This window comes from Streptomyces sp. NPDC085460 (assembly GCF_044541975.1).
In the GTDB taxonomy this organism is placed as follows: domain Bacteria; phylum Actinomycetota; class Actinomycetes; order Streptomycetales; family Streptomycetaceae; genus Streptomyces.
The window spans coordinates 185,277-210,636 of the sequence record NZ_JBITTO010000010.1 but is presented as its reverse complement, the minus strand read 5'-3'; the positions used below and the strand labels follow the sequence as shown (position 1 = coordinate 210,636).

General features: G+C 72.4%; 24 protein-coding genes. 16 read left to right on the top strand and 8 right to left on the bottom strand.

The genetic code is table 11. The annotated features are described in order from the left end of the window. The first annotated feature begins 15 nt into the window (after positions 1–15). The 10 genes from ACIGHB_RS26525 (at position 16) to ACIGHB_RS26480 (ending at position 10,583) form a co-directional block, all read left to right on the top strand. Positions 16–2,382 carry a hypothetical protein gene (locus ACIGHB_RS26525; protein ID WP_399916383.1) on the top strand — a complete coding sequence of 789 codons (2,367 nt, stop codon included), beginning with the start codon at positions 16–18 and terminating at the stop codon, positions 2,380–2,382. Between the two features lie 64 nt (positions 2,383–2,446). Beyond that, positions 2,447–3,052 carry a hypothetical protein gene (locus ACIGHB_RS26520; RefSeq protein ID WP_399916381.1) on the top strand — a complete coding sequence of 202 codons (606 nt, stop codon included), beginning with the start codon at positions 2,447–2,449 and terminating at the stop codon, positions 3,050–3,052. Positions 3,053–3,062: 10 nt separating this feature from the next. Next, positions 3,063–3,704 (top strand): hypothetical protein, encoded by a 642-nt coding sequence (locus ACIGHB_RS26515; protein ID WP_399916379.1) that lies wholly within the window; start codon positions 3,063–3,065, stop codon positions 3,702–3,704. A gap of 103 nt (positions 3,705–3,807) precedes the next feature. After that, positions 3,808–4,308: a hypothetical protein gene (locus ACIGHB_RS26510; protein ID WP_399916377.1), complete on the top strand. Its 501-nt coding sequence runs from the start codon at positions 3,808–3,810 to the stop codon at positions 4,306–4,308. A 132-nt stretch (positions 4,309–4,440) separates the two neighbouring features. Beyond that, a complete protein-coding gene (locus tag ACIGHB_RS26505) occupies positions 4,441–5,898 on the top strand; it encodes an MFS transporter (RefSeq protein WP_399916375.1) in 1,458 nt (485 codons plus the stop codon). Positions 5,899–5,938: 40 nt separating this feature from the next. Then, positions 5,939–6,139, top strand: coding sequence for a CopG family transcriptional regulator (locus tag ACIGHB_RS26500; RefSeq protein ID WP_388878351.1), 201 nt, complete (start codon positions 5,939–5,941; stop codon positions 6,137–6,139). Next, a complete protein-coding gene (locus tag ACIGHB_RS26495; RefSeq protein ID WP_388878348.1) occupies positions 6,136–6,534 on the top strand; it encodes a type II toxin-antitoxin system death-on-curing family toxin in 399 nt (132 codons plus the stop codon). The genes ACIGHB_RS26500 and ACIGHB_RS26495 overlap by 4 nt, the downstream gene beginning before the upstream one ends. A gap of 134 nt (positions 6,535–6,668) precedes the next feature. Continuing rightward, the gene (locus tag ACIGHB_RS26490; protein WP_360312152.1) at positions 6,669–8,462 is read left to right on the top strand and encodes a DEAD/DEAH box helicase; all 1,794 of its coding nucleotides are present in this window, start codon (positions 6,669–6,671) and stop codon (positions 8,460–8,462) included. A 431-nt stretch (positions 8,463–8,893) separates the two neighbouring features. After that, positions 8,894–9,535 carry an IclR family transcriptional regulator gene (locus tag ACIGHB_RS26485; protein WP_189847334.1) on the top strand — a complete coding sequence of 214 codons (642 nt, stop codon included), beginning with the start codon at positions 8,894–8,896 and terminating at the stop codon, positions 9,533–9,535. Positions 9,536–9,800: 265 nt separating this feature from the next. Then, the gene (locus ACIGHB_RS26480; protein WP_360312154.1) at positions 9,801–10,583 is read left to right on the top strand and encodes a S16 family serine protease; all 783 of its coding nucleotides are present in this window, start codon (positions 9,801–9,803) and stop codon (positions 10,581–10,583) included. On the opposite strand, the gene ACIGHB_RS26475 is transcribed toward ACIGHB_RS26480, so the two are convergent. The 4 genes from ACIGHB_RS26475 to ACIGHB_RS26460 all read right to left on the bottom strand — a co-directional run bounded on the left by ACIGHB_RS26475 (position 10,516) and on the right by ACIGHB_RS26460 (position 13,649). Continuing rightward, positions 10,516–11,901: an MFS transporter gene (locus ACIGHB_RS26475; RefSeq protein WP_399916372.1), complete on the bottom strand. Its 1,386-nt coding sequence runs from the start codon at positions 11,899–11,901 to the stop codon at positions 10,516–10,518. The genes ACIGHB_RS26480 and ACIGHB_RS26475 overlap by 68 nt on opposite strands. Continuing rightward, on the bottom strand, positions 11,898–12,077 hold the full coding sequence (locus tag ACIGHB_RS26470) for a hypothetical protein (protein WP_399916370.1): 180 nt from the start codon (positions 12,075–12,077) through the stop codon (positions 11,898–11,900). Before ACIGHB_RS26470 ends, ACIGHB_RS26475 begins: the two co-directional genes overlap by 4 nt. Before the next feature lie 345 nt (positions 12,078–12,422). Next, positions 12,423–13,073 carry a helix-turn-helix domain-containing protein gene (locus tag ACIGHB_RS26465; protein ID WP_399916368.1) on the bottom strand — a complete coding sequence of 217 codons (651 nt, stop codon included), beginning with the start codon at positions 13,071–13,073 and terminating at the stop codon, positions 12,423–12,425. A gap of 99 nt (positions 13,074–13,172) precedes the next feature. After that, on the bottom strand, positions 13,173–13,649 hold the full coding sequence (locus tag ACIGHB_RS26460; protein WP_360312033.1) for an Lrp/AsnC family transcriptional regulator: 477 nt from the start codon (positions 13,647–13,649) through the stop codon (positions 13,173–13,175). Positions 13,650–13,770: 121 nt separating this feature from the next. Between ACIGHB_RS26460 and hppD the strand changes: the two genes are divergently transcribed. Then, positions 13,771–14,916, top strand: coding sequence for a 4-hydroxyphenylpyruvate dioxygenase (hppD, locus tag ACIGHB_RS26455; protein WP_360312035.1), 1,146 nt, complete (start codon positions 13,771–13,773; stop codon positions 14,914–14,916). 56 nt (positions 14,917–14,972) lie between these two features. Here hppD and ACIGHB_RS26450 read toward each other — a convergent pair whose 3' ends face one another. Beyond that, a complete protein-coding gene (locus ACIGHB_RS26450) occupies positions 14,973–16,451 on the bottom strand; it encodes a tetratricopeptide repeat protein (protein WP_399916366.1) in 1,479 nt (492 codons plus the stop codon). A gap of 98 nt (positions 16,452–16,549) precedes the next feature. On the opposite strand from ACIGHB_RS26450, the gene ACIGHB_RS26445 reads away from it, so the two are divergent. Continuing rightward, entirely contained in the window at positions 16,550–17,938 is a 1,389-nt protein-coding gene (locus tag ACIGHB_RS26445) for an FAD-binding oxidoreductase (protein ID WP_399916364.1), read from the top strand. Between the two features lie 40 nt (positions 17,939–17,978). On the opposite strand, the gene ACIGHB_RS26440 is transcribed toward ACIGHB_RS26445, so the two are convergent. Then, the gene (locus ACIGHB_RS26440) at positions 17,979–18,473 is read right to left on the bottom strand and encodes an SsgA family sporulation/cell division regulator (protein ID WP_360312041.1); all 495 of its coding nucleotides are present in this window, start codon (positions 18,471–18,473) and stop codon (positions 17,979–17,981) included. A 340-nt stretch (positions 18,474–18,813) separates the two neighbouring features. Here ACIGHB_RS26440 and ACIGHB_RS26435 point away from each other — a divergent pair, with 340 nt between their 5' ends. Both ACIGHB_RS26435 and ACIGHB_RS26430 read left to right on the top strand, forming a co-directional pair. Continuing rightward, entirely contained in the window at positions 18,814–20,220 is a 1,407-nt protein-coding gene (locus tag ACIGHB_RS26435) for an RDD family protein (protein WP_399916360.1), read from the top strand. A 102-nt stretch (positions 20,221–20,322) separates the two neighbouring features. After that, positions 20,323–21,012, top strand: coding sequence for an RDD family protein (locus tag ACIGHB_RS26430; RefSeq protein ID WP_399916358.1), 690 nt, complete (start codon positions 20,323–20,325; stop codon positions 21,010–21,012). 22 nt (positions 21,013–21,034) lie between these two features. Here the strand turns inward: ACIGHB_RS26430 and ACIGHB_RS26425 are convergent, their stop codons facing one another. Then, entirely contained in the window at positions 21,035–21,340 is a 306-nt protein-coding gene (locus ACIGHB_RS26425; RefSeq protein WP_399916356.1) for a hypothetical protein, read from the bottom strand. Positions 21,341–21,711: 371 nt separating this feature from the next. On the opposite strand from ACIGHB_RS26425, the gene ACIGHB_RS26420 reads away from it, so the two are divergent. Together ACIGHB_RS26420 and ACIGHB_RS26415 are read left to right on the top strand one after the other, a co-directional pair. Beyond that, positions 21,712–24,156 (top strand): immune inhibitor A domain-containing protein, encoded by a 2,445-nt coding sequence (locus tag ACIGHB_RS26420; RefSeq protein WP_399916354.1) that lies wholly within the window; start codon positions 21,712–21,714, stop codon positions 24,154–24,156. 145 nt (positions 24,157–24,301) lie between these two features. After that, a complete protein-coding gene (locus ACIGHB_RS26415; protein ID WP_360312051.1) occupies positions 24,302–24,613 on the top strand; it encodes a hypothetical protein in 312 nt (103 codons plus the stop codon). Positions 24,614–24,672: 59 nt separating this feature from the next. On the opposite strand, the gene ACIGHB_RS26410 is transcribed toward ACIGHB_RS26415, so the two are convergent. Then, a complete protein-coding gene (locus ACIGHB_RS26410) occupies positions 24,673–25,272 on the bottom strand; it encodes a nicotinamidase (RefSeq protein WP_399916352.1) in 600 nt (199 codons plus the stop codon). Between the last annotated feature and the right edge of the window lie 88 nt (positions 25,273–25,360).

Genomic DNA, 25,360 nt, shown 5'->3' with positions numbered 1-25,360 from the left:
GGAGCGGACGGGACCGTGCTGACTTTCGACAACGTGTACCGGGCGCCGCTCGCCCGGATGAAGGACGCGGCGGACCGCTGGTCCGAGATGAAGCGCAAGCTGGACGACCTCGCGGAGGACGCGCGCCGGACGATGGCCGATCAGGCCAGGGCCGAGGACTGGCGCGGCCTGAACGCCGAGGTCACGAAGCCCTTCATCGACAAGACGGCTAAGGAGTTCACCGACGCGGCGAAGGCGGCCGACGGGATCCACAGGATCCTGAAGGACGGCTACGAGACGTTCAAGCGGGCCCAGGACGAGCTGAAGAAGCTCGTGGAGGTCGAGGCGCCGGGGCAGGGACTGGTGGTGAGGGGCGACGGGTCGGTGGAGGCCCGTGATCCGGTGGCGGAGGACGTCGGCGCCCGGCACGACCCGGACTTCGACCTGGCCCACCGCAAGGAACAGGCCCAGGTGGCCGCCCTGAAACGCCGCGTCGACGCCGTCGTCGAGCGCTGCGACGACGCCGACGTGGCCTGCGCGAACGCGCTGCGCGCCAACATCACCGGCGACGCCCACGACTTCAGCGCCCCGACGTACACGAGCCTCGACGCCGAGGAGGCCGCGCGGGCCGCCGAACTGGCCCGGAAGGGCCGGGACCTCACGCACGCGGAGCTGGAGCGGCTCAACGAACTGCTCGCCGACAACCAGAAGGCGGGGGTGTTCTCCCGGGCCTTCTACGACCGGCTCGGCACCAAGGGCGCGCTGGAGTTCTTCGGCGAGCTGGCGTCCGACACGGGCGGGCAGGGCTCGGAGCAGCGGGACAAGGAGCGCCTGGCGGACGTCCAGGCCCTCCAGAAGAACCTGGGCCTCAACCTCGCGAACGCCACGCGCGGCGACGAAGGGTGGGCGAAGGAGTGGTCCGCCGAGCTGCGCAGGCTCGGCACCGAACGCGTCCCGCTCCCCAGCCGCCCCGACGGCACCGGTCCGTACGGCTACCAGCTGCTCGGCGGTCTCCTCCGCCACGGCGACTACCACCCGAAGTTCCTCGTCCCGATCGCCGAACACGTCACCCAGCTCCACGCGAAGGAACCAGACCTCTTCCGCCCCGACCGCACGATGCTGGGCCCCCGCTCCCAGGGCACGTACAACCCGTCCGGGGCCAACGGCCACGGCTACGACCCGGTGATCCCCGTGCTGGAGGCCCTGGGCCACAGCCCGGAGGCGGCAAAGCAGTTCTTTTCGGCCGAACCTACGGCGTACGAGCGGGACGGGAGCGTGGGCGGGGCGCTGGATCTGGGGAAGGGGAAGGGCGGCGACGATGTCGGGAAATATCTCGACTACTTCGCCAGCGAGAAGTACGCGTCCTTCTCGGACAACGTCACCGGGGACGACGCCGCGAAGGCCAAGGAGTACATGCCGGACGCGCTGGGGCACGCCCTGGAGGCGGCGACGCTGGGCCACGCCTGGGACGACCCGAATCCTGTACTCCATCGGGACGCGACCACGGCCGAGATCATGAAGGACGTCGTGGAGAAGTACGGCGGTGACCCGGAGTTCGTCAAGAAGCACCACTCGGCGCTCGCGGACAGTCTGGGCAACATGGGCGCCGGATACATCGACGACCTCAGTTGGGCCCTGGACGACCATGCTCCGGATTCCGTCCACGCACCGGATGTCGAGGGTAAATCGCTGAAGGACGCGGCTGATATCCAGGCGGGCCATCCGGACTTCGGTCGAGGGCTCGCTGTCGACTTCCTGAGCGTCCTGGGGCAGCATCCGGACGCGTACGCGACGATGTCCACGGCGGATCGCATCTATACGGTGAGTGTGCTGGAGGCGCAGGTCGGCGCCGGTGGGCGGATCGACGAGGGCGGGGCCCTCGCGGCCGTAGGGACGGGCGCTCAGCTTCAGGGGCTGCTGGACGAGTCGCGAGCGGGGCAGATCCAGGCCGAGGGCGAGAAGGCCATTGAGGACTACGAGAAGGCTCAGGCGGAGAAGGGCGCGTGGGTGGAGCTCGGGGTGGGGACGGCCATCGCCGCGGGTGTCGCCTTCGTCCCACCTGTCGCCGCGACGGCGGGAGCCGCCGCGATCCTCGTTCCGCTCGCGGTCGACACGGCCTCTGGCGCCATGGAAACCCTGGCGGGAGTGGTCGTCGGGGATTGGTCGGAGAAGTCCGTCGAGGAGTACAAGGACGCCACGGAGGACAAGGCCGGTGAGGAACGGGAGGCCGTCTACACGGCCGGCAGACACAGCGCCGAGTCTCCGGCGAGGCACTTCGTCGACGTGCACCGGGACGACGTGAGCAGTCTGTTCAAGCAGCAGCTCTATATGGCCACGGACGTCGGCTACGCGAAGGGCAACTCGTTCGCCGGACAGATCGGCAATGGACCGGAGACGGGGTGATCGTGTGAGGCTGACGCGGAGGTGCACGAGGAGGGCGTCGAGGAGTGCCGCCTTCGGCTTGGCCGTGGCTCTTTTCGCCACCGCCTGCGCCGGGGAGAAGCCGGAGCCCGAGCGCGTCACGGCCGAGCAGCAGTGCGATGGCTCGCTGTCACCCGAGGCGGCCCGTGCTCTGGAGACGGTACTGAAGACGAAGCGATTCTCGGCGGCGGGTGAGGGGGGACTGGAACGCGTCACGAACGAGTTGGCCGAGGACTACACGAAGTTCCCGTTGTGGACGCATGGGCGTGACCTGTGCGAGGTCAACCACCCCGGGAATTCCGGCAGGCTCGAGATCGAGCTGCGTCTCCGCAGGGACGACGATCCGTTGGGAGGGGGGCACGCGGCGAATCTTCATCGGTACGACATGGGAGCGGACGCGCTGTCCGGGCCGGGAGGGGCGGACATCGTCCTCTTCTGCGTCAGCCCCCGGTTCCGTGGCTCCGACAAGCGCCCCGCCCGCGTTCAGGGCGCGCTCACTCTCAGGAAGGCGAAGCTCCCCGACACCGTCCCTGTCCGCGAAGCCAACCTCACCGTCCTTCACTCGGTCACTTTCGCCGTGGTCAGGAAGCTCGGCTGCGAGGACGACGCGGGCCTGACCGAGAAGCCCGTCTTCAAGGCGTTGCCCGAGTAGGAGGACTCTCGTGGGCTGGGCGTTCAAGCGGGCTGCCGGAGGGGTGGCCGTGTGTCTTCTTGCCACCGCCTGTGGTGGCGAGCCGGAGCGGGAGCGTGTCACCGCTGCGGAGCAATGCGACGACACGCTGTCGCCGGGCGCGGCGCGCGCCTTGGAGACAGTACTGGGGACGAAGGAGTTCTCGCACGCTTCCAGAGGGGGACTGGAGCGGGTCACAGCCGAGCTGGCTGCGGACTACGAGAGGGCGGGGCGGAGGACGCCGACGCATTCCCTGTGCAGTCCCGGTCGCCCCCGGGGTGGGCATGAGCTCGCCATCGACTTCCGTCTCTATGGGGACGACGACCTCCTGGGCGATGGCCGTTATGCGGGGCTCCATCCCTACGACATGGGGGTGGAGGGGCATAGCGGGCCGGGGAAGGCGTACCTCTTCGTCGAATGCGTCAGCCCCCGGCTCGAGGGTTCCGGCAGCCGCCACGCCCGCATCAAGGGGACCCTCACCTACAACTGGTCCAAACTCCCCGACACCGTCCCCGTCCGCGAGGCGAACCTCACCGTCCTCCACTCGGTCACTCTCGCCGTGGTCAGGCAGCTCGGCTGTGAGGGCGATGCGGGGCTGGCCGAGAAGCCCGTCTTCAGGGCGTTGCCGGAGTAGGAGGGCTTTCGTGGGGTGGGCGTTCAAGCGGGCTGCCGGAGGGGTGGCTGTGTGTTTTCTTGCCACCGCATGTGGCGGGGGTGCGGGGCCGGAGCCAGAGCGCGTGTCGGCGGCGCAGCAGTGCGATGACACGCTGTCGCCGGGCGCGGCCCGCGCGCTGGAGACGGTGCTGAGGACGAAGAGATTCGATCACGATCCCCGGGGCGGTCTGGAGCGAGGCGTGGACGAGTTGGTCAGGGATCACGCGACGGCCAAGGGGCTGACGCTGAATCCACCCATGTGCCGGGTCAATCCACCCGCCGGCAAGGAGAGGGTGGACATCCGCTTCGGTCTCTACGCGGACGACGATCTTTTCGAGGACGTCCACCCCCGAGGGCTCCACCCCTACGACATGGGAGTGGAGGCGCAGTCCGGCCCGAAGAAGGCGTACCTCTTCGTGCGGTGCGTCAGCCCCCGGCTCGAAGGCTCCGAGAAGCGTCCCGCCCGCATCCGGGGAACGCTCGTCTTCAACGAGTCGGAACTCCCCGACACCCTCCATCCGCGAAGCGAACCTCACCATCCTCCACTCCGTCACCCTCGCCGTCGTCAGGAAGCTCGGCTGTGAGGACGACGCCGGGCTGACCGAGAAGCCCGTCTTCAGGGCGGAGCCCGAGGAGGGGGCGTAGGACCGAAGGCGGAAGCGCGGATCCGTCGCGGGACAGGGGTCATACAACGATTTGGCCCTTACCCTGTCAGGATGAGCGCCCTTGAACCCCGTGAGGCCGGCACCGGTGCCGGCCCCGTGACCGCCGGTGGCGGGATAGCCCGTGGCTCCGTTCTGGACGGGGCCCATCGCGCGCTCAGTATCGGGATCGTGTCCGTCGTGCTGCTCATCGCGTTCGAGGCGACGGCGGTCGGGACGGCGATGCCGGTGGCGGCGCGGGAGCTGGACGGGGTGTCCGTGTACGCGTTCGCCTTCTCCGCGTACTTCACGACCAGCCTCTTCGGGATGGTCGTGGCCGGGCAGTGGTCCGACCGGAACGGGCCGCTCATGCCGCTGACGGCCGGGATGAGCGCCTTCGCGGTCGGGCTGCTGCTGTCGGGGACGGCGGGTGTCATGGGGGTGTTCATCCTCGGGCGGGCCGTTCAGGGGCTCGGGGGCGGGCTGGTGATCGTCGCGCTGTACGTGGTCGTCAGCCGGGCGTACGAGGAACACCTGCGGCCCGCGATCATGGCGGCGTTCGCCGCGGCCTGGGTCGTGCCGTCCGTGGTGGGGCCGCTCGCCTCCGGGACGATCACCGAGCATCTGGGGTGGCGGTGGGTGTTCGTCGGGATCCCGGCGCTCGTCGTGCTGCCGCTCGCCCTCGCGCTCCCGGCGATCCGCCGGACCGCGTCCGGGCCCGCCGACCCGTCGGCGCCGCTCGCGGCCTGGGACCGGCGCCGGATCCTGCTGGCCCTCGCGATCTCAGCGGGCGCCGGGCTCCTCCAGTACGCCGGACAGGAACTGCGCTGGCTGTCGCTGCTGCCCGCGGCCGTCGGCGCGGCGCTGCTCGTGCCGGCCGTGCGCGGGCTGCTGCCGCGCGGCACGGTGCGGGCGGCGCGCGGGCTGCCGGCCGTGATCCTGCTGCGGGGCGTGGCCGCGGGGTCCTTCATCGCGGCCGAGTCGTTCGTGCCGCTGATGCTCGTCACCCAGCGCGGGCTCAGCCCGACGCTCGCCGGGCTGTCGCTCGCCGTCGGCGGGCTGACCTGGGCCCTTGGATCCTGGATCCAATCGCGGCCGTGGACGGAGCCGTACCGGGAGCGGCTGGTCGTGCTCGGCATGCTGCTCGTCGCCGCCGCGATCGCCGCCGCGCCGACCGTGCTGCTCCCGGGCGTGCCGGTGTGGGTGGTCGCCGTGGCCTGGGCCTTCGGCTGCCTCGGCATGGGCGTGGTGATCGCGTCGACGAGCGTGCTGCTCCTGAAGCTGTCCCCGCCGGAGGAGGCCGGGGCCAACTCGGCGGCGCTCCAGATCTCCGACGGGCTCTCGAACGTCCTGCTGCTCGCCGCGGGCGGCGCGGCCTTCGCGGCGCTGGGCGGCGGGGCGGTCGGGCACGCGGTCGCCGGCGCCGGCGAAGCCTCGCACCCCGTCGCCTTCGCCGCCGTCTTCCTGCCGATGGCGGGTGTCGCGGCGGCGGGGGCGTGGGTGGCGACGCGGCTGCGGGGGCAGGCGGGATAAGTGGTACCACTCTGGCCCCACGCGGCGTTACCGTTCCGGCATGGCCATGAACCTGCGTCTCCGTGACGACCAGACGGAAGCCCTCAAGCTGCGCGCCGAGCAGGAGGGCACCAGCATGCACGCCCTCGTCCTCAAGGCGGTGGACGACTACCTCGCGCGCACCGCGCAGGAGGCGATCGTGCGCAAGACGGCCATGGAGCAGGCGGCCAAGTGGCACGAGCTGATGGAGCGGCTGAAGTGAGCTGCGTCTACCTGTCCACGGAGGACGGCCTGGTCGTGGCCGAGCACGCGGTCGACGACCAGAAGGTCGTCATCCGGGACGCGGGGCTGCTGGACTCCGCCGTGCACCGCCCCTCGGCCGCGATGTTCGGCGAGGAGGCGTATCCCGACCTCCTCGCCAAGGCCGCCGCCCTGCTCCAGTCGCTCGCCGTGAACCACCCGTTCGTCGACGGGAACAAGCGGACTGCCTGGCTGTCCTGCGTCACCTTCCTCGCCATCAACGGCGTCCAGCTCCGGCCGGACATCGATGCGGCGGAACGCCTGGTCATCGCCGTGGCGACCGGGGAGACCGACGCCGTCGAGGAGATCACGGACGGCCTGCGGGCGCTGGTCGACACGGACGACCGCGGCGCGTGACGCCGGCGTGAGGTGGGTCGCAAAGGGCGCGCCCCCGCACCGTTTCGATCGAGGTTCCGCCCGCCCCGCCGGTAAGGTGGCCCGGTTGTCATATCTGGACGAGCGTCTGGACGAGCGTCGAACCGTGACCGGAGATCGTGACTACCACCGCCACCTCCTCTCATCACCTCTCTCCCGCCTTCCCCGGCCGTGCTCCCTGGGGCACCGCCAACAAGCTGCGAGCCTGGCAGCAGGGCGCGATGGAGAAGTACATCCAGGAGCAGCCCCGTGACTTCCTCGCGGTCGCCACGCCGGGCGCCGGCAAGACCACCTTCGCCCTGACCCTCGCGTCCTGGCTGCTGCACCACCACGTCGTGCAGCAGATCACCGTCGTCGCCCCCACCGAGCACCTGAAGAAGCAGTGGGCGGCGGCCGCGGCGCGGATAGGGATCAAGCTGGACCCGGAGTACAGCGCCGGGCCGCTCAGCAAGGAGTACGACGGCGTCGCCCTCACCTACGCCGGCGTCGGCGTACGGCCCATGCTCCACCGCAACCGCTGCGAGCAGCGCAAGACCCTCGTCATCCTCGACGAGATCCACCACGCCGGTGACTCGAAGTCCTGGGGCGAGGCGTGCCTGGAGGCGTTCGAGCCCGCCGCCCGCCGGCTCGCCCTCACCGGCACGCCCTTCCGCTCCGACACCAACCCGATCCCCTTCGTGACGTACGAGGAGGGGAACGACGGCATCCGGCGCTCCTCCGCCGACTACACCTACGGATACGGGAACGCGCTCGGCGACGGCGTCGTCCGGCCCGTCATCTTCCTCTCCTACAGCGGCAACATGCGCTGGCGGACGAAGGCCGGCGACGAGGTCGCCGCGCGGCTCGGCGAGCCGATGACCAAGGACGCGATCTCGCAGGCGTGGCGCACCGCGCTCGACCCGCGCGGCGACTGGATGCCGAACGTGCTCCGCGCCGCCGACCAGCGCCTCACCGAGGTGCGGAAGTCGATCCCGGACGCGGGCGGCCTGGTGATCGCCTCCGACCAGGACTCGGCCCGCTCGTACGCCAAGCTGATCCGCGAGATCACCGGCACCAAGGCGACCGTCGTGCTCTCCGACGAGGCCGCCTCCTCGGACCGCATCGACGAGTTCAGCGAGAACACCGACCGCTGGATGGTCGCGGTCCGCATGGTGTCCGAGGGCGTCGACGTGCCCCGCCTCGCCGTCGGCGTGTACGCGACGACCATCTCCACCCCGCTGTTCTTCGCGCAGGCCGTCGGCCGCTTCGTGCGATCGCGCAGGCGCGGCGAGACCGCGTCCGTGTTCCTTCCCACCATCCCGAACCTCCTCGGCTTCGCCAGCGAGATGGAGGTCGAGCGCGACCACGTGCTCGACAAGCCGAAGAAGGAGGGCGAGGAGGACCCGTACGCCGAGTCCGAGAAGGAACTCGCCGAGGCCGAGAAGCAGCAGGACGAGGACACCGGCGAGCAGGACATGCTGCCCTTCGAGGCGCTGGAGTCCGACGCCGTCTTCGACCGCGTCCTCTACAACGCCGCAGAGTTCGGCATGCAGGCGCACCCCGGCAGCGAGGAGGAGCAGGACTACCTCGGCATCCCCGGCCTGCTCGAACCCGACCAGGTGCAGCTGCTGCTCCAGAAGCGGCAGGCCCGGCAGATCGCGCACAGCCGCAAGCGGCCGGACACCGAGGCGGACCTCCTGGAGCTTCCGGCGGAGCGCCGCCCCGTCGTTTCCCACAAGGAACTGCTCGAACTGCGCAAGCAGCTCAACACGATGGTCGGCGCCTACGTCCACCAGAGCGGCAAGCCGCACGGAGTGATCCACACCGAGCTGCGGCGGGTCTGCGGCGGGCCGCCGAGCGCGGAGGCCACCGCCGGGCAGATCCGCGAGCGGATCAAGAAGGTCCAGGAGTGGGCCACCCGGATGCGGTGACGCGGGCGGCCCGGACATGCGCCGAGGTCAGGGGAGAGGCCCGTACGACGGCGGTCGTACGGGCCTCTCGGCCGTTCCGTGCGAAGCGGTACGGCACCGGGGCCGGCCCCCACGGACGGCCAGCCGGCTCTCTCCACGCTACGGGCACGACATAGCCGTCCTTGTCAGCCAAAGTCCCGAGGAGGGCCGACGAAGGTCCTGAACCGTCCGCATCCGGTCGCCCGCGCCCGGATTCTGGACGAGGTCTTCCGCTGAGCGGAGCGGGTCGCTACTGTCCCGGCTCAAAAGCAATCGCCCCGTGGCAGCGCCGCCGCGGAGCGCAGCCGGTGTACCCCTTCCTGCCGGCGGCCTCTGACGTGCGTCGCCGACGGGACCGGCGCCGCGAACCCCGTGGGAGCCCGCCGTCACTCACCTTCGAAGGAGAGGGCGTCGTGACCGCGGAGACCTCCCAGACGCTCGACAGAGGACTCAGAGTCCTCAAGCTGCTCGCCGACACCGACCACGGCCTGACCGTCACCGAGTTGTCCAACAAACTCGGTGTCAACCGGACCGTCGTCTACCGTCTGCTCGCCACCCTGGAACAGCACGCCCTCGTCCGCCGCGACCTCGGCGGCCGGGCCCGCGTCGGCCTGGGCGTGCTGCGCCTGGGCCGCCAGGTCCACCCGCTGGTGCGCGAGGCGGCCCTGCCGGCGCTGCGCTCGCTCGCCGAGGACATCGGCGCGACCGCGCACCTCACGCTCGTCGACGGGGCGGAGGCGCTCGCCGTCGCCGTCGTCGAGCCCACCTGGACGGACTACCACGTGGCCTACCGGGCCGGTTTCCGGCACCCGCTGGACCGGGGCGCGGCCGGCCGGGCCATCCTCGCCGCCCGCCAGGGCACCCTGATCGACCCCGGCTTCACCCTCACCCACGGCGAGCTGGAGGCCGGGGCGAGCGGGGCGGCCGCGCCGCTCGTCGGAGTGACCGGCATCGAGGGCAGCGTCGGCGTCGTCATGCTGGCCGACGCGGTGCCGGAGCGGGTCGGTCCGCGCGTCGTGGACGCGGCCCGCGAGGTCGCGGACGCGCTGCGGTAGCGGCGACGGCGGCGGGGCCCACGGGAGGGACACCCGCGCGAAGGCGCGGGGCTCTCCCTCCCCTCGCGGGGCCTTGGTGCCCGCGAGGGGAGGGGCAAGCCCTCGTGCCTCCGTACGCCCTCCGGGGTGCCCCCTGTACGCCTACGTAGGGCCTACGCACGCCCTCCGGGTCCCCGGTGCGGGCTTCCCCCGGCCCCGTGGCGGCCCGCGCCCGTACGCGACCGCGGGCCAGTAGATTGGGGGCGTGCTCTCGCGTCTCTCCCGTATGCCCCGGTCCCGTGTGCTCGCCGCGTGTGCCGTGCCCGTCGTGGCGCTGGTCGCCGTGGCGGGGCTCGCGCCGCTGCCGTTCGCCATCGCCCAGCCCGGGTCCACCGCCGACGTCCTCGGGAAGGACAAGGGGCGGGAGGTCATCACGATCACCGGCGCCCCGGTCCGGCCCACCACCGGCCAGCTGCGGATGACGACCATCCTCGCCACCGGCCCCGGCACGGACGTGGACCTCGGGGACGTGGCCGACGCCTGGTTCCGTACGGACCGGGCGGTGCTGCCGCACGACTCCGTCTACCCGCCGGGGAAGTCCGACGCCGAGATCGAGAAGCGGAACCTCGGGCAGATGAAGCAGTCCCAGGACGCCGCCGCCCTCGCCGCCCTCGACTACCTCGACCTCGACCCGAAGCAGGTGAAGGTGGACCTCCACCTCGCCGACGTCGGCGGGCCGAGCGCCGGGCTGCTCTTCGCCCTGGGCGTGGTCGACAAGCTCGACGGCGACGGCGACGGCGGCGAGCTCACCGGCGGCAAGAACGTGGCCGGTACGGGCACGATCGCGCCGGACGGGAAGGTCGGCGCGGTCGGCGGCGTCTCCCTCAAGACCCAGGCCGCCGCCCGCGACGGCTCCACCGTCTTCCTCGTACCGAAGGACGAGTGCTCCGACGCGGAGGCCGAGCTCCCCGACGGGATGCGGCTCGTGCCCGTCTCCACCCTCAGCGACGCGGTGGCGTCCCTGCGGGCCCTGGGACAGGGGCAGGAGTCGAAGGTCCCGTCCTGCTGACGGCAGGGGTCGCGGGGGCCCCAGCGGTCGGCGGTTCCGCCGGGGCCGCAGCGCCCGCCGGGGACGGTTTCGCGTCCAGGCCGCGCCAGGCCGGGAAGACGGCGGGGGCGAGCGTCACCACGAAGTAGAGCGCCGCGACCCCGAGCAGCGTCGCCGTGAGCCCCGCCCGCTCGACGACCAGGCCCGTCACCAGGCCGCCCAGCGGCGTCGCCATCAGGACCCCGGCGGTGCTGGCGCCGGCCACCCGGCTGCGCAGGTCCTCCGGCACCCGCTCGTACATCACCGTCGACAGGATCGGGTTGAGCACCCCGGCGCCGAGCCCCGCCGTCACCGCCACCACGAGCAGCGGCGCCACCGTCCCCGTCAGCGCCGCCACCACGAACAGCGGGGCGCCGGTGAGGACGAAGCCGACCGTGAAGATCCCCCGGCGCGGGAAGCGGTGCCCCACCGCCCCGTAGAGCAGCGCCCCGGCGAGCGCGCAGCCCGCGAAGACGGCGACCAGCAGGCCCTGGGCGGCCGGGCCTCCCAGGTGCTCCCGGGCGTGCAGCGGCAGCAGCACCGAACTCCAGCTCAGCGCGAGGCCGTTGGTGACCATGACCATCAGCATGATGCCGAGCAGCAGCCGGTCGCCGAAGAGGTACGCGTACCCCTCCCGCAGGTCCGCGCGGTAGCGGGCGGCGGAGAGCGGCGGGCCGTCCCGGCGCGGCGCGGCGGCGGCGAACCGGCGCAGCCCGACGGCCGTGAGCGCGGCCGAGACGCCGAACGTGGCAGCGTCGAGGAGGAGCACCGTGTCCGCGCCGACGGTCGCCACCAGGACGCCGCCGACGGCCGCGCCGCCCATCCGCGCCCCGCGCGACACCGCGTCGTACAGGCTCGCGGCCCGGGCCAGCGGCGTCCCGGCCCGTTCGGCGAGGTCCGGCACGAGGACGTACCTGGCCGTCTCGCCGGGGGCGTGGAAGAGCCCGCTGACACCCATCAGCACGCACAGCATCCAGTAGGAGAGGAGTCCGGCGTGGTGCAGCACCGGGATCGCGGCGAGCGCGAGCCCGCACACCAGGTCGGAGACGATGCCGACCCGGCGGCGGCCGATCCGGTCGACGACAGGCCCGCCGGCGATCGCGGACAGCACGACCGGCAGGGCGGCGCAGAAGGCGACGAAGCCGGCCTTGCCGGGGGAGCCCGTGGTCTCCAGGGCGAACCACGGGACGCCGATCAGGGTGAGCGAATTGCCCGCGATGGAGATCGAGTTGGCGGTCAGGACGGTGAACAGGGGCCTTCGGTCGGCCCTGTCGGACTGTGCTCCCCCCGGGGCGCTCACGCGGCGAGGGTGACCGTGAGGTCGGTCGGTCCGGGCCCGGGCAGTCGCAGGTCACGGACGGCCGGGCGCCGCCCGAGCCGGTCCCGAAGAGCGGCCCGCCGGGCCGCGACGACGGCCTTCCGGTGGGCCTCGGCGGCGGTCGTCCGGTGCAGGAGGAGGTGGATGTCGGCGTGCATGTCTCGCGGTCCCTTCCGTGGGGTGGGGTGGGGGAGGGGCGGTGCGGGGAGTGGCAGGGCGGGTGCGGGGTGCGGGGTGCGGGTGCGGGGTGGCGGGTGCGGGTGGCCGCTGCGCGGGCCTTCCCCCACCCCGCCCCTTCCCGTAACCGGGGCTCCGCCCCGGACCCCGCGCCTCAAGCGCCGGCGGGGCTGAATTTCAGCCCGCCCGGCGTTTGAAGGCACGGCCGAAGGCCGTACGGGGGGGTCTGGGGGCTTGCCCCCGGTTCGGGAAGGGGCGGGGCGGGGAGAAAGCCCCGCGCAGCGGCCCAGCCCCCACACCGGCCCCGCACCGCCCCCGCCCGCCCCTCACTCCCCGCGCTGCGGAAACGCGTGCAGGTGGAGCCGTACGCGCGCCGCGTCCGGGGACTGGGCCTCGGGGGCGTCGCGGTACTCGTCGATCAGGTCGTGCATCCGGCGGGAGAGCTCCCGCAGGGCGTCGGGCGGGAGGTGGAGCGCGAAGTCGCTCATGTCGGCCGCGCTGGACCAGGCGTCGTCCCAGTCGTGGCGGGTCGCGATCCAGGTGGACAGTTCCTGGGTGTGGCTGGACGCCACCTCGTGCAGCAGGAGGTCGGCGGCGCCCCGGACCTCGGGGTCGGGGTCGCTGTACAGCGAGTCGTCCCAGCTGATGCCCTCCTGCGCGGCCTTCCACCAGCGCTCCCGGCCCTTGCCCCGGGTCGGGTCGTCCTCGACGAAGCCGTGCGCGGCGAGCTGGCGCAGGTGGTAGCTGGTGGCGCCGCTGGACTCGCCGAGGCGTTCGGCGAGGCCGGAGGCGGTCGCGGGTCCGGACTGGCGCAGGAGCCGCAGCAGCTGGATGCGCAGGGGATGGGCGAGCCCGCGCAGGGAACGCGGGTCGAGCACGCGGGTGTCGGGCTTCCGGCCGCGCGGAGCGGGTTCCTGGCCGGGCGGGGCGGGTTCCCCGCCGGGCGGGGGTGGCGGGGACGTCTCGGGCTCTGGCATGCCCCGAGCGTAGACATGCAAAGAAGGTGTTGCAAGGGTTTCTTTGCAACACCTTCTTTGCATCACGGTCCGTGCGGCGGGGCCGGCCCCGGCCCCGCCCTACTCCGCCTCCCCCTCCGCCGCCTGCTCCACCAGCGGGATGATCCGCAGCGGCACCGCGTTCTCCATCACGATCGCCGTCGACGCCCGCACGATCCCCTCGAACGCCACCACCTTGTCGATCACCCGCTGGAGGTCCGCGTTCGACCGCGCCACCAGCCGGCAGAGCATGTCCCCGTGGCCCGTCGTCGTGTGCAGCTCCAGCACCTCCGGCACCGTCGCCAGGTGCTCCCGCACGTCCGCGCCCTGCCCCTGCTTGATCTCCAGCGTCGCGAAGGCCGTCACCGGATAGCCCAGGGCCGCCGGGTCCACCTGCGGGCCGAACCCCCTGATCACCCCGCTCGCCTGGAGCCGGTCCAGACGCGCCTGCACGGTGCCGCGCGCCACCCCGAGCCGCCGCGACGCCTCCAGCACGCCGATGCGCGGCTCGCGTGCCAGAAGCACGATCAGCCGGCCGTCCAAATGATCGATCGCCACAGCGCCCTCCGAATGGTCACGATGTACAAGTCGCCCGGCCATACTCGCTGGTCGCTGTACAGATTGCCCACCCCTTCAGCGAACTATTGCGCACCTTGCAAGTCGGCGGGACCCTGCTCCCATGACTGAGACCCTTGACCACACCCCTTCCACCGAGCGTGAGGCCGACCCCTTCCCGGTGAAGGGCATGGACGCGGTCGTCTTCGCCGTCGGCAACGCCAAGCAGGCCGCGCACTACTACTCCACGGCCTTCGGCATGAAGCTGGTCGCCTACTCCGGACCGGAGAACGGCAGCCGCGAGACCGCCAGTTACGTCCTCACCAACGGCAACGCCCGTTTCGTGTTCACCTCCGTCATCAAGGCGACCACCGACTGGGGCCGGTTCCTCGACGAGCACGTCGCCACGCACGGCGACGGCGTGATCGACCTCGCCATCGAGGTCCCCGACGCCCGCGCCGCGTACGCCCACGCCGTCGGGCAGGGCGCCACCGGCCTCGTCGAGCCGTACGAGCTGAAGGACGAGCACGGCACCGTCGTCCTCGCCGCCATCGCCACGTACGGCAAGACCCGCCACACCCTCGTCGAGCGCTCCGGCTACACCGGCCCGTACCTCCCCGGCTACACCGCCGCCGCGCCGATCGTCGAGCCGCCGGCCAAGCGCACCTTCCAGGCGATCGACCACTGCGTCGGCAACGTCGAGCTCGGCAAGATGAACGAGTGGGTGGCGTTCTACAACGACGTCATGGGCTTCACCAACATGAAGGAGTTCGTCGGCGACGACATCGCCACCGAGTACTCCGCCCTCATGTCGAAGGTCGTCGCGGACGGCACCAAGAAGGTGAAGTTCCCGATCAACGAGCCGGCGATCGCGAAGAAGAAGTCGCAGATCGACGAGTACCTGGAGTTCTACGACGGCCCCGGCGTCCAGCACATCGCCCTCGCCACCAACGACATCGTCGCCACCGTGCGCGCGATGCGCGCCGCCGGCGTCGAGTTCCTGTCCGTCCCGGACACCTACTACGACACCCTCGGCGAGTGGGTCGGCGACACCCGCGTGCCGATCGACGAGCTCCGCGAGCTGAAGATCCTCGCCGACCGCGACGAGGACGGCTACCTGCTCCAGATCTTCACCAAGCCGGTCCAGGACCGCCCGACCGTCTTCTTCGAGATGATCGAGCGCCACGGCTCCATGGGCTTCGGCAAGGGCAACTTCAAGGCCCTCTTCGAGGCGATCGAGCGCGAGCAGGACAAGCGCGGCAACCTCTAGGTCCCAGGACCGGCCGCGCGTCCGGGGCGGTCACGGGGGCCGCCCCGGACGCGCAGTCACCCCGCCTCCTCCCGCTTCTCCTCCTCCTGCTTCTTCTCCCCCTCCTGCTTCTTCTCCTTCTCCTCCGCCGCCTTCCGGCGGTCGAGCTCCTCCTCCGACAGCGCGTCCTCCGGCACCACGTCCGGGTCCGGCGCGCCCAGCTCCGCGAGCGCCGCCACCGCCCGGGGCGCGTGCAGCGGGGAGAAGGACGGGTGGATCCGCAGCGCCTCCTCCAGATGCCGCCGCGCCGGTCCCGTCCGCCCGAGCGCCCGCTCGATCTCGCCCAGGTGGTACGCGTACGAGGCGCTGCGCAGCCCCTCGTCCGTGGCCCTGCGGGCGTACGGCAGGGCCTGCTCCGGCTCGCCCGCCCGGTACAGCGCCCAGCCCAGCGCGTCCGCCACCGCCACCGACCGGTGCCCCTTCGCCCACGCGGCCTTCAGCCGGGCCACCGCCGCCACCGGATCGCCGTGGTCGGCGTCCAGGAGGCCGAGCACGACCTCGGTCGACGGCGAGGCCCAACTCCCGCTCCGCAGCCGCGCGTACGCCGCCGCCGCGTCCCCGCCCAGGCCCAGCGACTCGGCCAGCTCCCCGGCCTCCAGGGCGTACTCCGGCAGCGGCTGCCGGGCCAGCGCGGCCCGCCAGTCCCGCTGCGCCTCCTCGGTCCGCCCCAGGGCCGCGAGCGCCCGCGCCCGGCCCGCCAGCGCCGGCGCGTGGTCCCGGACGAACCGCAGCGCCGTCCCGTACCGCTCCAGCGCCTCGGCCGGCTCGCCCCGCTCCCACGCGAACTGCCCCAGCCGGGTGTGCGCCGCCGCCCGCTCCGCGTCCGTCGCCGCCAGCGCCGCCGCGTCCAGGGCCGTGGCGTCGGCGTCCTCCCGCCAGCCCCGGTCCCGGTAGACCTGCGCCGCCCGGCCCCGCACCACCGCCCCGCCGTGCAGCTCCTCCAGGCGTTCCATCGCCTTCCGGGCCGCCGGATAGTCCCCGAGGCCGTTGTACGCGTCGATGAGCAGCGGGTACGTGTTCCACCGCCGGGGCGCGGCCTTCCTGACGCGCTCGCCCCACTCCTTCGCGCCCTTCCAGTCCCCGCGCGCCCCCGCGAGCGCCCCGAGTCCCAGCTGGGCGTCCACGTTCCCCCGCCCGGCCGGCAGCTCCGCCAGCGACCGGTTCAGGGCCCGCTCGGCCCGCGGCAGGTCCCGTACGTCCCCGAGCCGGGCACCCCGCTCCGTGTAGGCCGCGCCGAGCACCGCCCACGACGGCGCGTCGTCCGGGTGCTCCCGCAGCCACTCCTCCCGGTCCCCGATCAGCGCCACGAGGTCCGGCAGCGCCGCCGGCGCCCCCGCGTGCGCCGCGCTCGCCGCCCGCTCGGCGGGCCCCGGAGGCCGCGGCGCGTCCCGGTCCAGGATCTCCGGCAGGTACAGCAGCGCCGTCGCCGCGAGCACCGCCCCCACCCCGGAGGCGAGCACCACCCGCGACACGTTCTGGCTCTTCATGGGGCTCATGCGCCTCACTGTGCGCCCGGCCGCGCTCGTACGAAGAGCACACGAGCCGCCCGCCCCGGCGGGTTCACACCGTTGGCCCCGAGTGCCAGGCTGGAGGCATGGACGATCTTCAGACGCTCCACGCGGCCCTCCACGCGGCACTCCGCGCCGGGCTTCCCGCCGACGCCGTCCTCACCGACCCGGACGTGACGGCCTCCTACACCCACGACATGGCGAGCTTCTGCGACGCGGGCACCCCCGCGGTCGTCGTGCTGCCGCGCACCGTCGAACAGGTCCAGCACGTCCTGCGGACCGCGACCGAGCTCCGCGTCCCGGTCGTGCCGCAGGGCGCCCGCACCGGACTGTCCGGGGGCGCCAACGCCTCGGAGGGCTGCGTCGTGCTCTCCCTCGTCAAGATGGACCGGATCCTGGAGATCGACCCGGTCGACCGCGTCGCCGTGGTGGAGCCCGGCGTCGTCAACGCCGTCCTGTCCCGCGCCGTCGAGGAACACGGCCTGTCCTACCCGCCGGACCCCTCCAGCTGGGAGTCCTGCACCATCGGCGGCAACATCGGCACCGCCTCCGGCGGGCTGTGCTGCGTCAAGTACGGCGTCACCGCCGAGTACGTCCTCGGTCTCGATGTGGTCCTCGCCGACGGGCGGCTCCTCACCACCGGGCGCCGCACCGCCAAGGGCGTCGCCGGATACGACCTCACCCGGCTCTTCGTCGGCTCCGAGGGCAGCCTCGGCATCGTCGTGAAGGCCGTCCTCGCCCTCAAGCCGAAGCCGCCGGCCCAGCTCGTCCTCGCCGCCGAGTTCCCCACCACGGACGCCGCCTGTGCGGCCGTCTGCGCGATCATGGAGCGCGGGCACACCCCGTCCCTCCTCGAACTCATGGACCGCACCACCGTCCAGGCCGTCAACCGGATGGCCAGGATGGGACTCCCGGAGACCACCGAGGCGCTGCTGCTGTGCGCCTTCGACACGCCCGACCCGGCCGCCGACCTCACCGCCGTCGGCGAGCTCTGCGCCGCCGCCGGCGCCACCGAGGTCGTCCCCGCCGCCGACGCGGCCGAGTCCGAACTCCTCCTCCAGGCACGCCGGCTCTCCCTCACCGCCCTGGAGACGCTGAAGCCCGCCACGATGATCGACGACGTCTGCGTGCCCCGCACCCGGCTCGCCGAGATGCTCGCCGGGACCACCGCCATCGCCGAGAAGTACGCCCTCACCATCGGCGTCTGCGCCCACGCGGGCGACGGCAACACCCACCCCGTCGTCTGCTTCGACCACACCGACGAGGACGAGTCCCGGCGCGCCCGCGAGTCCTTCGACGCGATCATGGCGCTCGGCCTCTCCCTCGGCGGCACCATCACCGGCGAACACGGCGTCGGCGTCCTGAAGAAGGAGTGGCTGGCCCGCGAGCTCGGGCCGGTCGGCGTCGAACTCCAGCGGGAGATCAAGCGCGTCTTCGACCCGCTGGGGCTGCTCAACCCCGGAAAGCTCTTCTGAGCCGACCGGCAGGGGACGCGGCACGGGAAGCGGTACGGGCTCACAGCTCGCCGTCCTGCGACTCGTCCGACGGCCACGGGTCGCGCAGCCACAGGTCGTCGCGGACCACCGTGGTCGCGAGCAGCTCGGCCAGTCCGTCGTCGATGCCCAGGCGCTCCGACTCGGTGCCCGGCGGCACGGTGCGCAGGGTCCGCTCCAGCCAGGCGGACACCTGCGCCGACGGGGCCTCCAGGAGCGCGTCGCCGTCGGGGGAGGACAGGGCCATCAGGATGACGCTGCGGCCGTCGACCTTGGTCGGCCAGATCCGCACGTCCCCGTGGCCGCAGGCCCGGAAGACCCCTTCGACCAGGAGTTCACGGGCGAAGGTCCAGTTCACCGGGTGGTCGGAGCCGATGTGGAAGGTCATGTGCACGGCGTACGGGTCGTCCGTGCGGTAGGCCAGCCGGGCCGGCACCGGGACCGAGCGCTCGGGGGACAGGACCAGCTTCAGCTCCAGCTCGCGCTCGACGGTGGTGGGCTCGGTGTTGTTCCGCATGGCTGCTGCCTCTCGCGTAGGGGCCCCGGACGGGCCTTCACCTGGAGAGAGCGCGGTCCCCGGGATCCATTACGCGACTTCGGGAAGTTTTTTTCGGGAAGTTTTTTCGGGCCCCCGCCGCACTCCGACCCGCGCCCGATCCGCGCCCGATCCGCGCCCGATCCACATCCGACCCGCACCCCGATCTGCGGGCCCGAACCTCACGTGGAGTGAGTGATTCCGGCCCGTGTCGCCCGAAGGCGGCCTTTCTCGCGGGCTCTTTCTTCCCTCGGCGGCGTTCTTCGTTACTGTGCCTCCTTAGTGTGGTGACGGAACGTTGTGACTGAACGGAGTCGGGGCAGTGGCTACTCCTCCCGGAGGCGGCGGCGAGGTACCGCAGGCGGGGTACTACCCCGATCCGTCGATCCCCGGATACATCCGGTACTGGAACGGCGGCTCCTGGGTGCCCGGCACGAGCCGCCCCGCCCCGAAGGACGGCGAGGCCGCACCGGTCCCGCCGGCCTCGGCGACGCCGGCCGGGCCGGTCCTCGCCCCGAGCCCCGCGCCGGCCCCGGTGCCGGCGCCCGCCCCCGAACCCGCCCCGGCGGCCGTCGAGGAGACCGGGCCGCTCTTCTTCGACGAGGAACCCCCGGTCAGGGAACCGGCCACCGCCTGGCGCGCCGACGCCTCCCGGCAGTCCGCCCCCGCCCCCGCCCCCGTCGGCGGACAGGACCGCCCGGCCGCCGCCTGGGGAGCCCCCCAGGCAGCCGCGCCCGCGCCCGCCGCCGAGCAGGCGCCCGCGTCCGCCGTGCCCGACCCGAGGTCCCCGGTCGAGTGGCCGGCCGCCCCCGCGCAGGCCGAGGCGCCCGCCGCCGACCCCCGGATCGCGAGCGCCCCCGCGCGCCTCGGCGGCATGCCGGTCACCCCGGCCCCCGCCCCGGCCCCGGCGCCCGAACCCGTCCGCGAGGCCCCCGCCCCGGCCCCCGCGCCCGTACAGCCCCAGCCTCACCCGCAGCCCCAGCCCCAGCCCCACGCGCACCCCCAGCCTCACCCCCAGCCCCACGCGCACCCCCAGCCGGTTCCGGCCCCGGCCCCGACTCCGGCGCCCGCTCCGGCCCCCGCCCCCGCCCCCGCCGCGCCCTCCTGGGCCCAGCCGCAGCAGCCCGCCGCCCCGGAGCAGCAGGCCCAGCAGGCCCAGCAGGTCCAGCAGGGACAGCAGCCGGTCGTGCCGTGGAAGCCGCCGGTCGAGGACCCCTTCCTCCAGGCCGTCCGCGAGCAGTCGTCCGCGCCCCCGGCCGGGCTCGGCCGCCGGCTCCTCGCCCGGCTCGTCGACACCCTCCTCCTCGGCGCGATGGCGGTCGGCGCGGGCTACCCCTTCGTCACCGCCGCCCTCGACCACATCCAGGAGAAGATCGACGCGGCCAAGCGGTCCGGCGTCACCGTGCAGGTCTGGCTGGTGGACGGCACCACCTCGGTCCAGTTCGGCATCGCGCTCGGCCTGCTGCTCGTCCTCGGCGTGCTCTACGAGGCGCTGCCCACGGCCAAGTGGGGCCGGACGCTCGGCAAGAAGCTGTGCGGGATCCAGGTCAGGGACATCGAGGCGCACGAGCCGCCGTCCTTCGGCCGGTCGCTGCGCCGCTGGTTCCTGTACACCTTCCTGGGCCTGCTGGTGATCGGCGTCCTCAACGTGCTCTGGTGCGTCTTCGACCGCCCGTGGCGCCAGTGCTGGCACGACAAGGCGGCCGGCACCTTCGTCGCCAGGGCCTGACGCCGACCTGCCAGGGCCTGACGCCGACCTGCCGGGGGGTCAGGTCCCTCGAACGGGGGCCCATCCGTTGCGGGCCCCCGGTGGCCGGGATGCGATGCCCCCATGAGCACCGACCAGCCGCCGCCCGGCCAGCCCCCCGACGACGACCCGTTCCGCAAACGGCCCGAGGGACCGCCACCGGGCTCCCCACCGCCGGGCTCCCCGCCTCCGGGGTCCCCGCCCCCCGGGGGTCCGCCGCCGGGGAGCCCGTACGACTCCCCGTACCCGCCCCCGCCCCCGTACGGCGGCTACGGCGGGGGCTACGGCGGCGGTGACCCGCTCTCCGGGATGCCGCCGCTCGCCGAGACCGGGCGCCGGGTCCTCGCCCGGCTCATCGACTGGGTGATCGTCGCGGTGCCGCTGGCGATCATCGGCATCCCGTTCGACATCTACGACCGGGCCACCCGCGACGGCGCCGACTTCGAGGACACCCTGACCGGCGGCAGCTCGCTCGTCTTCCAGCTGCTCACGATCGTCGCCTTCGTCGCGTACGACACCGTGCTCACCGCGCAGAACGGCCAGACCCTCGGCAAGCGGCTGATGAAGCTGCGCGTGGCCATGCTCAACGACGGCTCCACGCCCCCGATGAGCCAGTCGCTGCTGCGTGCCGTCGTGCTCTGGCTGCCCGCGCTGGTCTGCTGCGCCTGCCTGTGGCCGCTGCTCATCCTGATCCTGATCCTGGTCGACAAGCCCTACAAGCAGGGCCTGCACGACAAGGCGGCGAAGACGGTGGTCGTCACCGTGCAGCAGTAGCCTCCGGCGGACGGACGGGCTGTCACGCACCGGTCCGGGTATCGGCTCCCGCGCCCACCCGCGCGGCCGGTGCCCGGACCGCGTCGTTCCCGGAACCCTGTCCGGGGGCGCCGGGGGTGCCGGGACTGTCGGGGCTGTCGGGGGTCTTGACGGGCCGCGCCGCTCCCGGCATCGTCACCGCCACGAGAACGCCGAGCAGCAGTCCGGCGAGACAGGCCGCGGCGATGCCGGGCGGCCCCGTGGCGCCGGTCAGGAGCAGGAGCGCGGCGGTCGCGAGGACCACGACGGCCGAACCGTAGGCGTACTGCGCTGCGTTCGGACGCTGCATGACGGACCGCCCCCTCCGGACTACCGGTCGACTCTACGACGCTCGATGCCCGGACGGAACGACGGGCAACCGTGACCTGACACATGGTGCCGGAGCACGGGGGGCGCACGGGTGGCACGGACGGGCCCGGAGCAGGTCCGAAGCCGGCCCGGAGCGGCCGAAGTACCGTGATTTTCCTTTCCCTTACCCTGCTCGACCGTCCGCATATCGGATTTCGACACCCGCATAGTGCACTTGGTGTGTGCAAGTCAAGATCTGTCTTTTCTCGGCTCTCTCCGGTCGAATGTCGTCACTTGTGACGCGCGCCCTGCCGGACGGGACACCCCACCTCCTGGTCCCGAGGCGTGGGCGCCGGGGAGGAACGACACCAAGTGACCAACAGACGACGGGCGATTCGGGCGTCCGCGGTCGTCGTGGCGCTCGCGGCCACCGCCGCCACCGCCTCGACCTTCAGCACCGCGTGGGCGAACGACAACGGCAAGGTCTCCGCGGCGGACGTCCGCCACGACCCGGCCCCGGGCCACGACCACGGCCACGGTCCGGACAAGACCACGGTCGACCACGACCTCGACGGCCCCTTCAGCAAGCAGCAGGCGCAGCAGCGCAAGGCCGCCCTGGAGCAGGTCCTGAAGGGCGACGCCAAGGTCGAGAACCGCGGCGGCTCCAAGGTCGTCAAGCTCGACGCGAAGAAGTACGTCGAGCTCGGCCGCGAGAAGACCGACAAGATCTTCACCATCCTGGTCGAGTTCGGCGACCAGGTGGACACCACCACCCTCGTCGACCGCAAGGACGACGACACGGACGAGCTGAAGCCGAAGTTCGGCGGCACGCCCGGCCCGCTGCACAACGAGATAGCCGAGCCCGACCGGTCGAAGGACAACTCGACCGAGTGGCAGGCCGACTACAACCAGAAGCACTTCCAGGACCTGTACTTCGGCACCGGCAAGGACAAGAAGACCGGTCAGCAGAAGCACTCCCTGAAGACCTACTACGAGCGCACCTCGTCGGGCCGCTACTCGGTCGAGGGCACGGTCTCCGACTGGGTCAAGGTCCCGTACAACGAGGCCCGCTACGGCTCCAACTACTGCGGCCAGACCAACTGCGCCAACGTGTGGGACACCGTCCGCGACGGCGTGAACGCCTGGGTCGCCGACCAGAAGGCCAAGGGCAGGACCGACGCCCAGATCAAGGCCGACCTGGCGTCCTACGACCAGTGGGACCGCTACGACTTCGACGCCGACGGCAACTTCAACGAGGCCGACGGCTACATCGACCACTTCCAGATCGTCCACGCGGGCGAGGACGAGTCGGCCGGCGGCGGCGCCCAGGCGACCGACGCCCTGTGGGCGCACCGCTGGTACGCCTACGGCACCAGCGCGGGCAAGACCGGCCCGGCGAACAACAAGGCCGGCGGCACCCCGATCGGCGACACCGGCATCTGGGTCGGCGACTACACGATGCAGCCCGAGAACGGCGGCCTCGGCGTCTTCGCCCACGAGTACGGCCACGACCTCGGCCTGCCGGACCTGTACGACACCGCGGGCGGCGAGAACTCGACCGGCTACTGGTCGCTGATGTCCTCCGGCTCCTGGCTGGGCCTGGGCAAGGACTCCATCGGCGACATGCCGGGCGACATGAACTCCTGGGACAAGCTCCAGCTCGGCTGGCTCAACTACACCAAGGTGAGCAACGAGCAGCGCGCGTCGAAGACCACCCACAAGCTGGGCGTGTCGGAGTACAACACCAAGAACCCGCAGGCGCTCCTCGTCGAGCTGCCGAAGAAGGCCGTCACCACCGACATCGTCGCCCCCGCCGAGGGCGCGACCCAGTGGTGGAGCGGTATGGGCGACGACCTCAAGAACACCCTCACCCGCCCGGTCGACCTGACCGGCAAGTCGTCCGCCACCCTGTCCTACAAGGGCTGGTACGACATCGAGGCCGAGTACGACTACCTCTACACCGAGGTCTCCACGGACGGCGGCGCCAACTGGACCGCCCTGGACGGCACGGCCGACGGCAAGCCGATCGACCGTGACGCGGCCGGCACCCCGGCGCTGTCCAGCGTCTCCGGCGGCTACAAGTCGCTCTCCTTCGACCTCGCCGCCTACGCGGGCAAGAAGTTCGACCTCCGCTTCCGCTACCAGACGGACGGCGGCCTGGCGCTCAAGGGCTTCGCGGCCGACGCCATCACGCTGACCGCCGACGGTGCCACCGTCTTCTCCGACAACGCGGAGAACGGCGACAACGGCTGGACGGCCAAGGGCTTCACGCGGATGGGCAAGGGCTTCACGAAGGAGTACGAGCAGTACTACATCGCGGAGAACCGCCAGTACGTCTCGTACGACGCCACCCTGAAGGTCGGCCCGTACAACTTCGGCTTCACCGGTGACAGGGCGAGCTGGGTCGAGCACTACCCGTACCAGAACGGTCTGCTCATCTGGAAGTGGGACCTGTCCCAGAAGGACAACAACACCTCCGCCCACCCGGGCGAGGGCCTGATCCTTCCGATCGACGCCCACCCGACGCCGCTGAAGTTCAACGACGGCACCCTGATGCGCAACCGCGTCCAGGCGTACGACTCGACCTTCGGAACGTACCGGACGGACGCTTTCCGTCTGCACAAGGCCGACGTCCCCACCTGGGTCCGCTCGCAGCCGGGCAACCCGGTCTTCGACGACCGCAAGGGCACGTACTGGTACCCGGAGACCGAGCGCGCCGGCGTCAAGGTCACTGACACCAACACCAAGATCCAGGTCGTCAAGGAGCCGAAGAACGGCCAGACGGTCACGGTCCAGGTGGGCCCGTCGACTCGTTGATCCACTAGCGATTCGGTAAAACCGCAGGTCAAAGCATGATCGGCCGTCGCCCTCTAGCGGGCGGCGGCCGATCGTGTTTAGGTGCAGCTGACCGAGTTCTCATGGACTCCTTATTGACAGTCGGCTCACGGGGGAGTGGTTCCGCATGCCCGGTGGAGGGTTCTGCAAGTTGCCGGGAGGCAGCGTGGTGGTCGCGATAGGACTGCCGAGTCCGGCCGGTGACGGCGCGCACGTACGCTTCCTCGTCCACGCCGCGAACCGCGCCAGGGCCCTGACCAGGCTCCGAAACCTGGGCCTGCGGTCGGTTTACCTGCGGGGGAACGCCGAGCCGCCCACGCCGGACGAGATCACGGCCGTCCTGCACCACCCGGACGGGCTGCTGTGGAGATCCGCGCCGGGCGCCGCCCAGGAGCTGTGGCACCCGGCGAGAACCCTGCCGCGGGCCCCCGCCGCCTGACCGGCCCTTCCCGCGCCGGAACCCTGCCGCGGGCTCCCGCCGCCCGAGAAGGCGAGTCCCTAGCCCACGACGGGGACGCCGGAGAGCTCCACCCCGGCCTCGCGGAGCTCCACGAGGGCCCGCTCGGTCGTCTCGCGGGCAACGCCGGCCGTGAGGTCGAGCAGGACGCGGGTGCGGAAGCCCTCGCGGGCCGCGTCCAGGGCGGTCGCCCGGACGCAGTGGTCGGTCGCGATGCCCACCACGTCGACCTCGGTCACCTCCCGCTCGCGCAGCCAGCTCGCCAGCGTCTCCCCGTTCTCGTCCTGCCCCTCGAAGCCGCTGTACGCGGCGGCGTAGGCGCCCTTGTCGAAGACGGCCTGCACCGCGCCGCCGGCGACGGCGGGGGCGAAGTTCGGGTGGAAGCCGACGCCCTCGGTGCCGGCGACGCAGTGCCGGGGCCAGGAGCTGACGTAGTCCGGGGCCTCGCCGTCCGGGGCGAAGTGGGCCCCGGGGTCGATGTGGTGGTCCCGGGTGGCGACGACGTGCCGGTAGGCGGCGCCGGCGGCCTCGCCCACGAGTTCGGTGATGGCGGCGGCGACGTCCGCGCCGCCCGTCACCGCGAGGCTGCCGCCCTCGCAGAAGTCGTTCTGTACGTCCACGACGATCAGTGCGCGGTGCATGGCGGGTGTCCTCGGGTGGTCGGAAGGGATGGGACGAGCCTAGAGACTTCCCCTCCGGATCGGGAGGGGGCCGTCCCCGTGCTCTGCC

What these genes read in the sequence shown, in the direction of transcription:
- ACIGHB_RS26505 (WP_399916375.1), top strand. Translation starts at nt 4,441, where the DNA reads ATGAGCGCCCTTGAACCCCGTGAGGCCGGCACCGGTGCCGGCCCCGTG.
- ACIGHB_RS26500 (WP_388878351.1), top strand. Translation starts at nt 5,939, where the DNA reads ATGGCCATGAACCTGCGTCTCCGTGACGACCAGACGGAAGCCCTCAAG.
- ACIGHB_RS26480 (WP_360312154.1), top strand. Translation starts at nt 9,801, where the DNA reads ATGCCCCGGTCCCGTGTGCTCGCCGCGTGTGCCGTGCCCGTCGTGGCG.
- ACIGHB_RS26470 (WP_399916370.1), bottom strand. Translation starts at nt 12,077, where the DNA reads ATGCACGCCGACATCCACCTCCTCCTGCACCGGACGACCGCCGCCGAG.
- ACIGHB_RS26465 (WP_399916368.1), bottom strand. Translation starts at nt 13,073, where the DNA reads ATGCCAGAGCCCGAGACGTCCCCGCCACCCCCGCCCGGCGGGGAACCC.
- hppD (WP_360312035.1), top strand. Translation starts at nt 13,771, where the DNA reads ATGACTGAGACCCTTGACCACACCCCTTCCACCGAGCGTGAGGCCGAC.
- ACIGHB_RS26450 (WP_399916366.1), bottom strand. Translation starts at nt 16,451, where the DNA reads ATGAGCCCCATGAAGAGCCAGAACGTGTCGCGGGTGGTGCTCGCCTCC.
- ACIGHB_RS26445 (WP_399916364.1), top strand. Translation starts at nt 16,550, where the DNA reads ATGGACGATCTTCAGACGCTCCACGCGGCCCTCCACGCGGCACTCCGC.
- ACIGHB_RS26440 (WP_360312041.1), bottom strand. Translation starts at nt 18,473, where the DNA reads ATGCGGAACAACACCGAGCCCACCACCGTCGAGCGCGAGCTGGAGCTG.
- ACIGHB_RS26430 (WP_399916358.1), top strand. Translation starts at nt 20,323, where the DNA reads ATGAGCACCGACCAGCCGCCGCCCGGCCAGCCCCCCGACGACGACCCG.
- ACIGHB_RS26425 (WP_399916356.1), bottom strand. Translation starts at nt 21,340, where the DNA reads ATGCAGCGTCCGAACGCAGCGCAGTACGCCTACGGTTCGGCCGTCGTG.
- ACIGHB_RS26415 (WP_360312051.1), top strand. Translation starts at nt 24,302, where the DNA reads ATGCCCGGTGGAGGGTTCTGCAAGTTGCCGGGAGGCAGCGTGGTGGTC.
- ACIGHB_RS26410 (WP_399916352.1), bottom strand. Translation starts at nt 25,272, where the DNA reads ATGCACCGCGCACTGATCGTCGTGGACGTACAGAACGACTTCTGCGAG.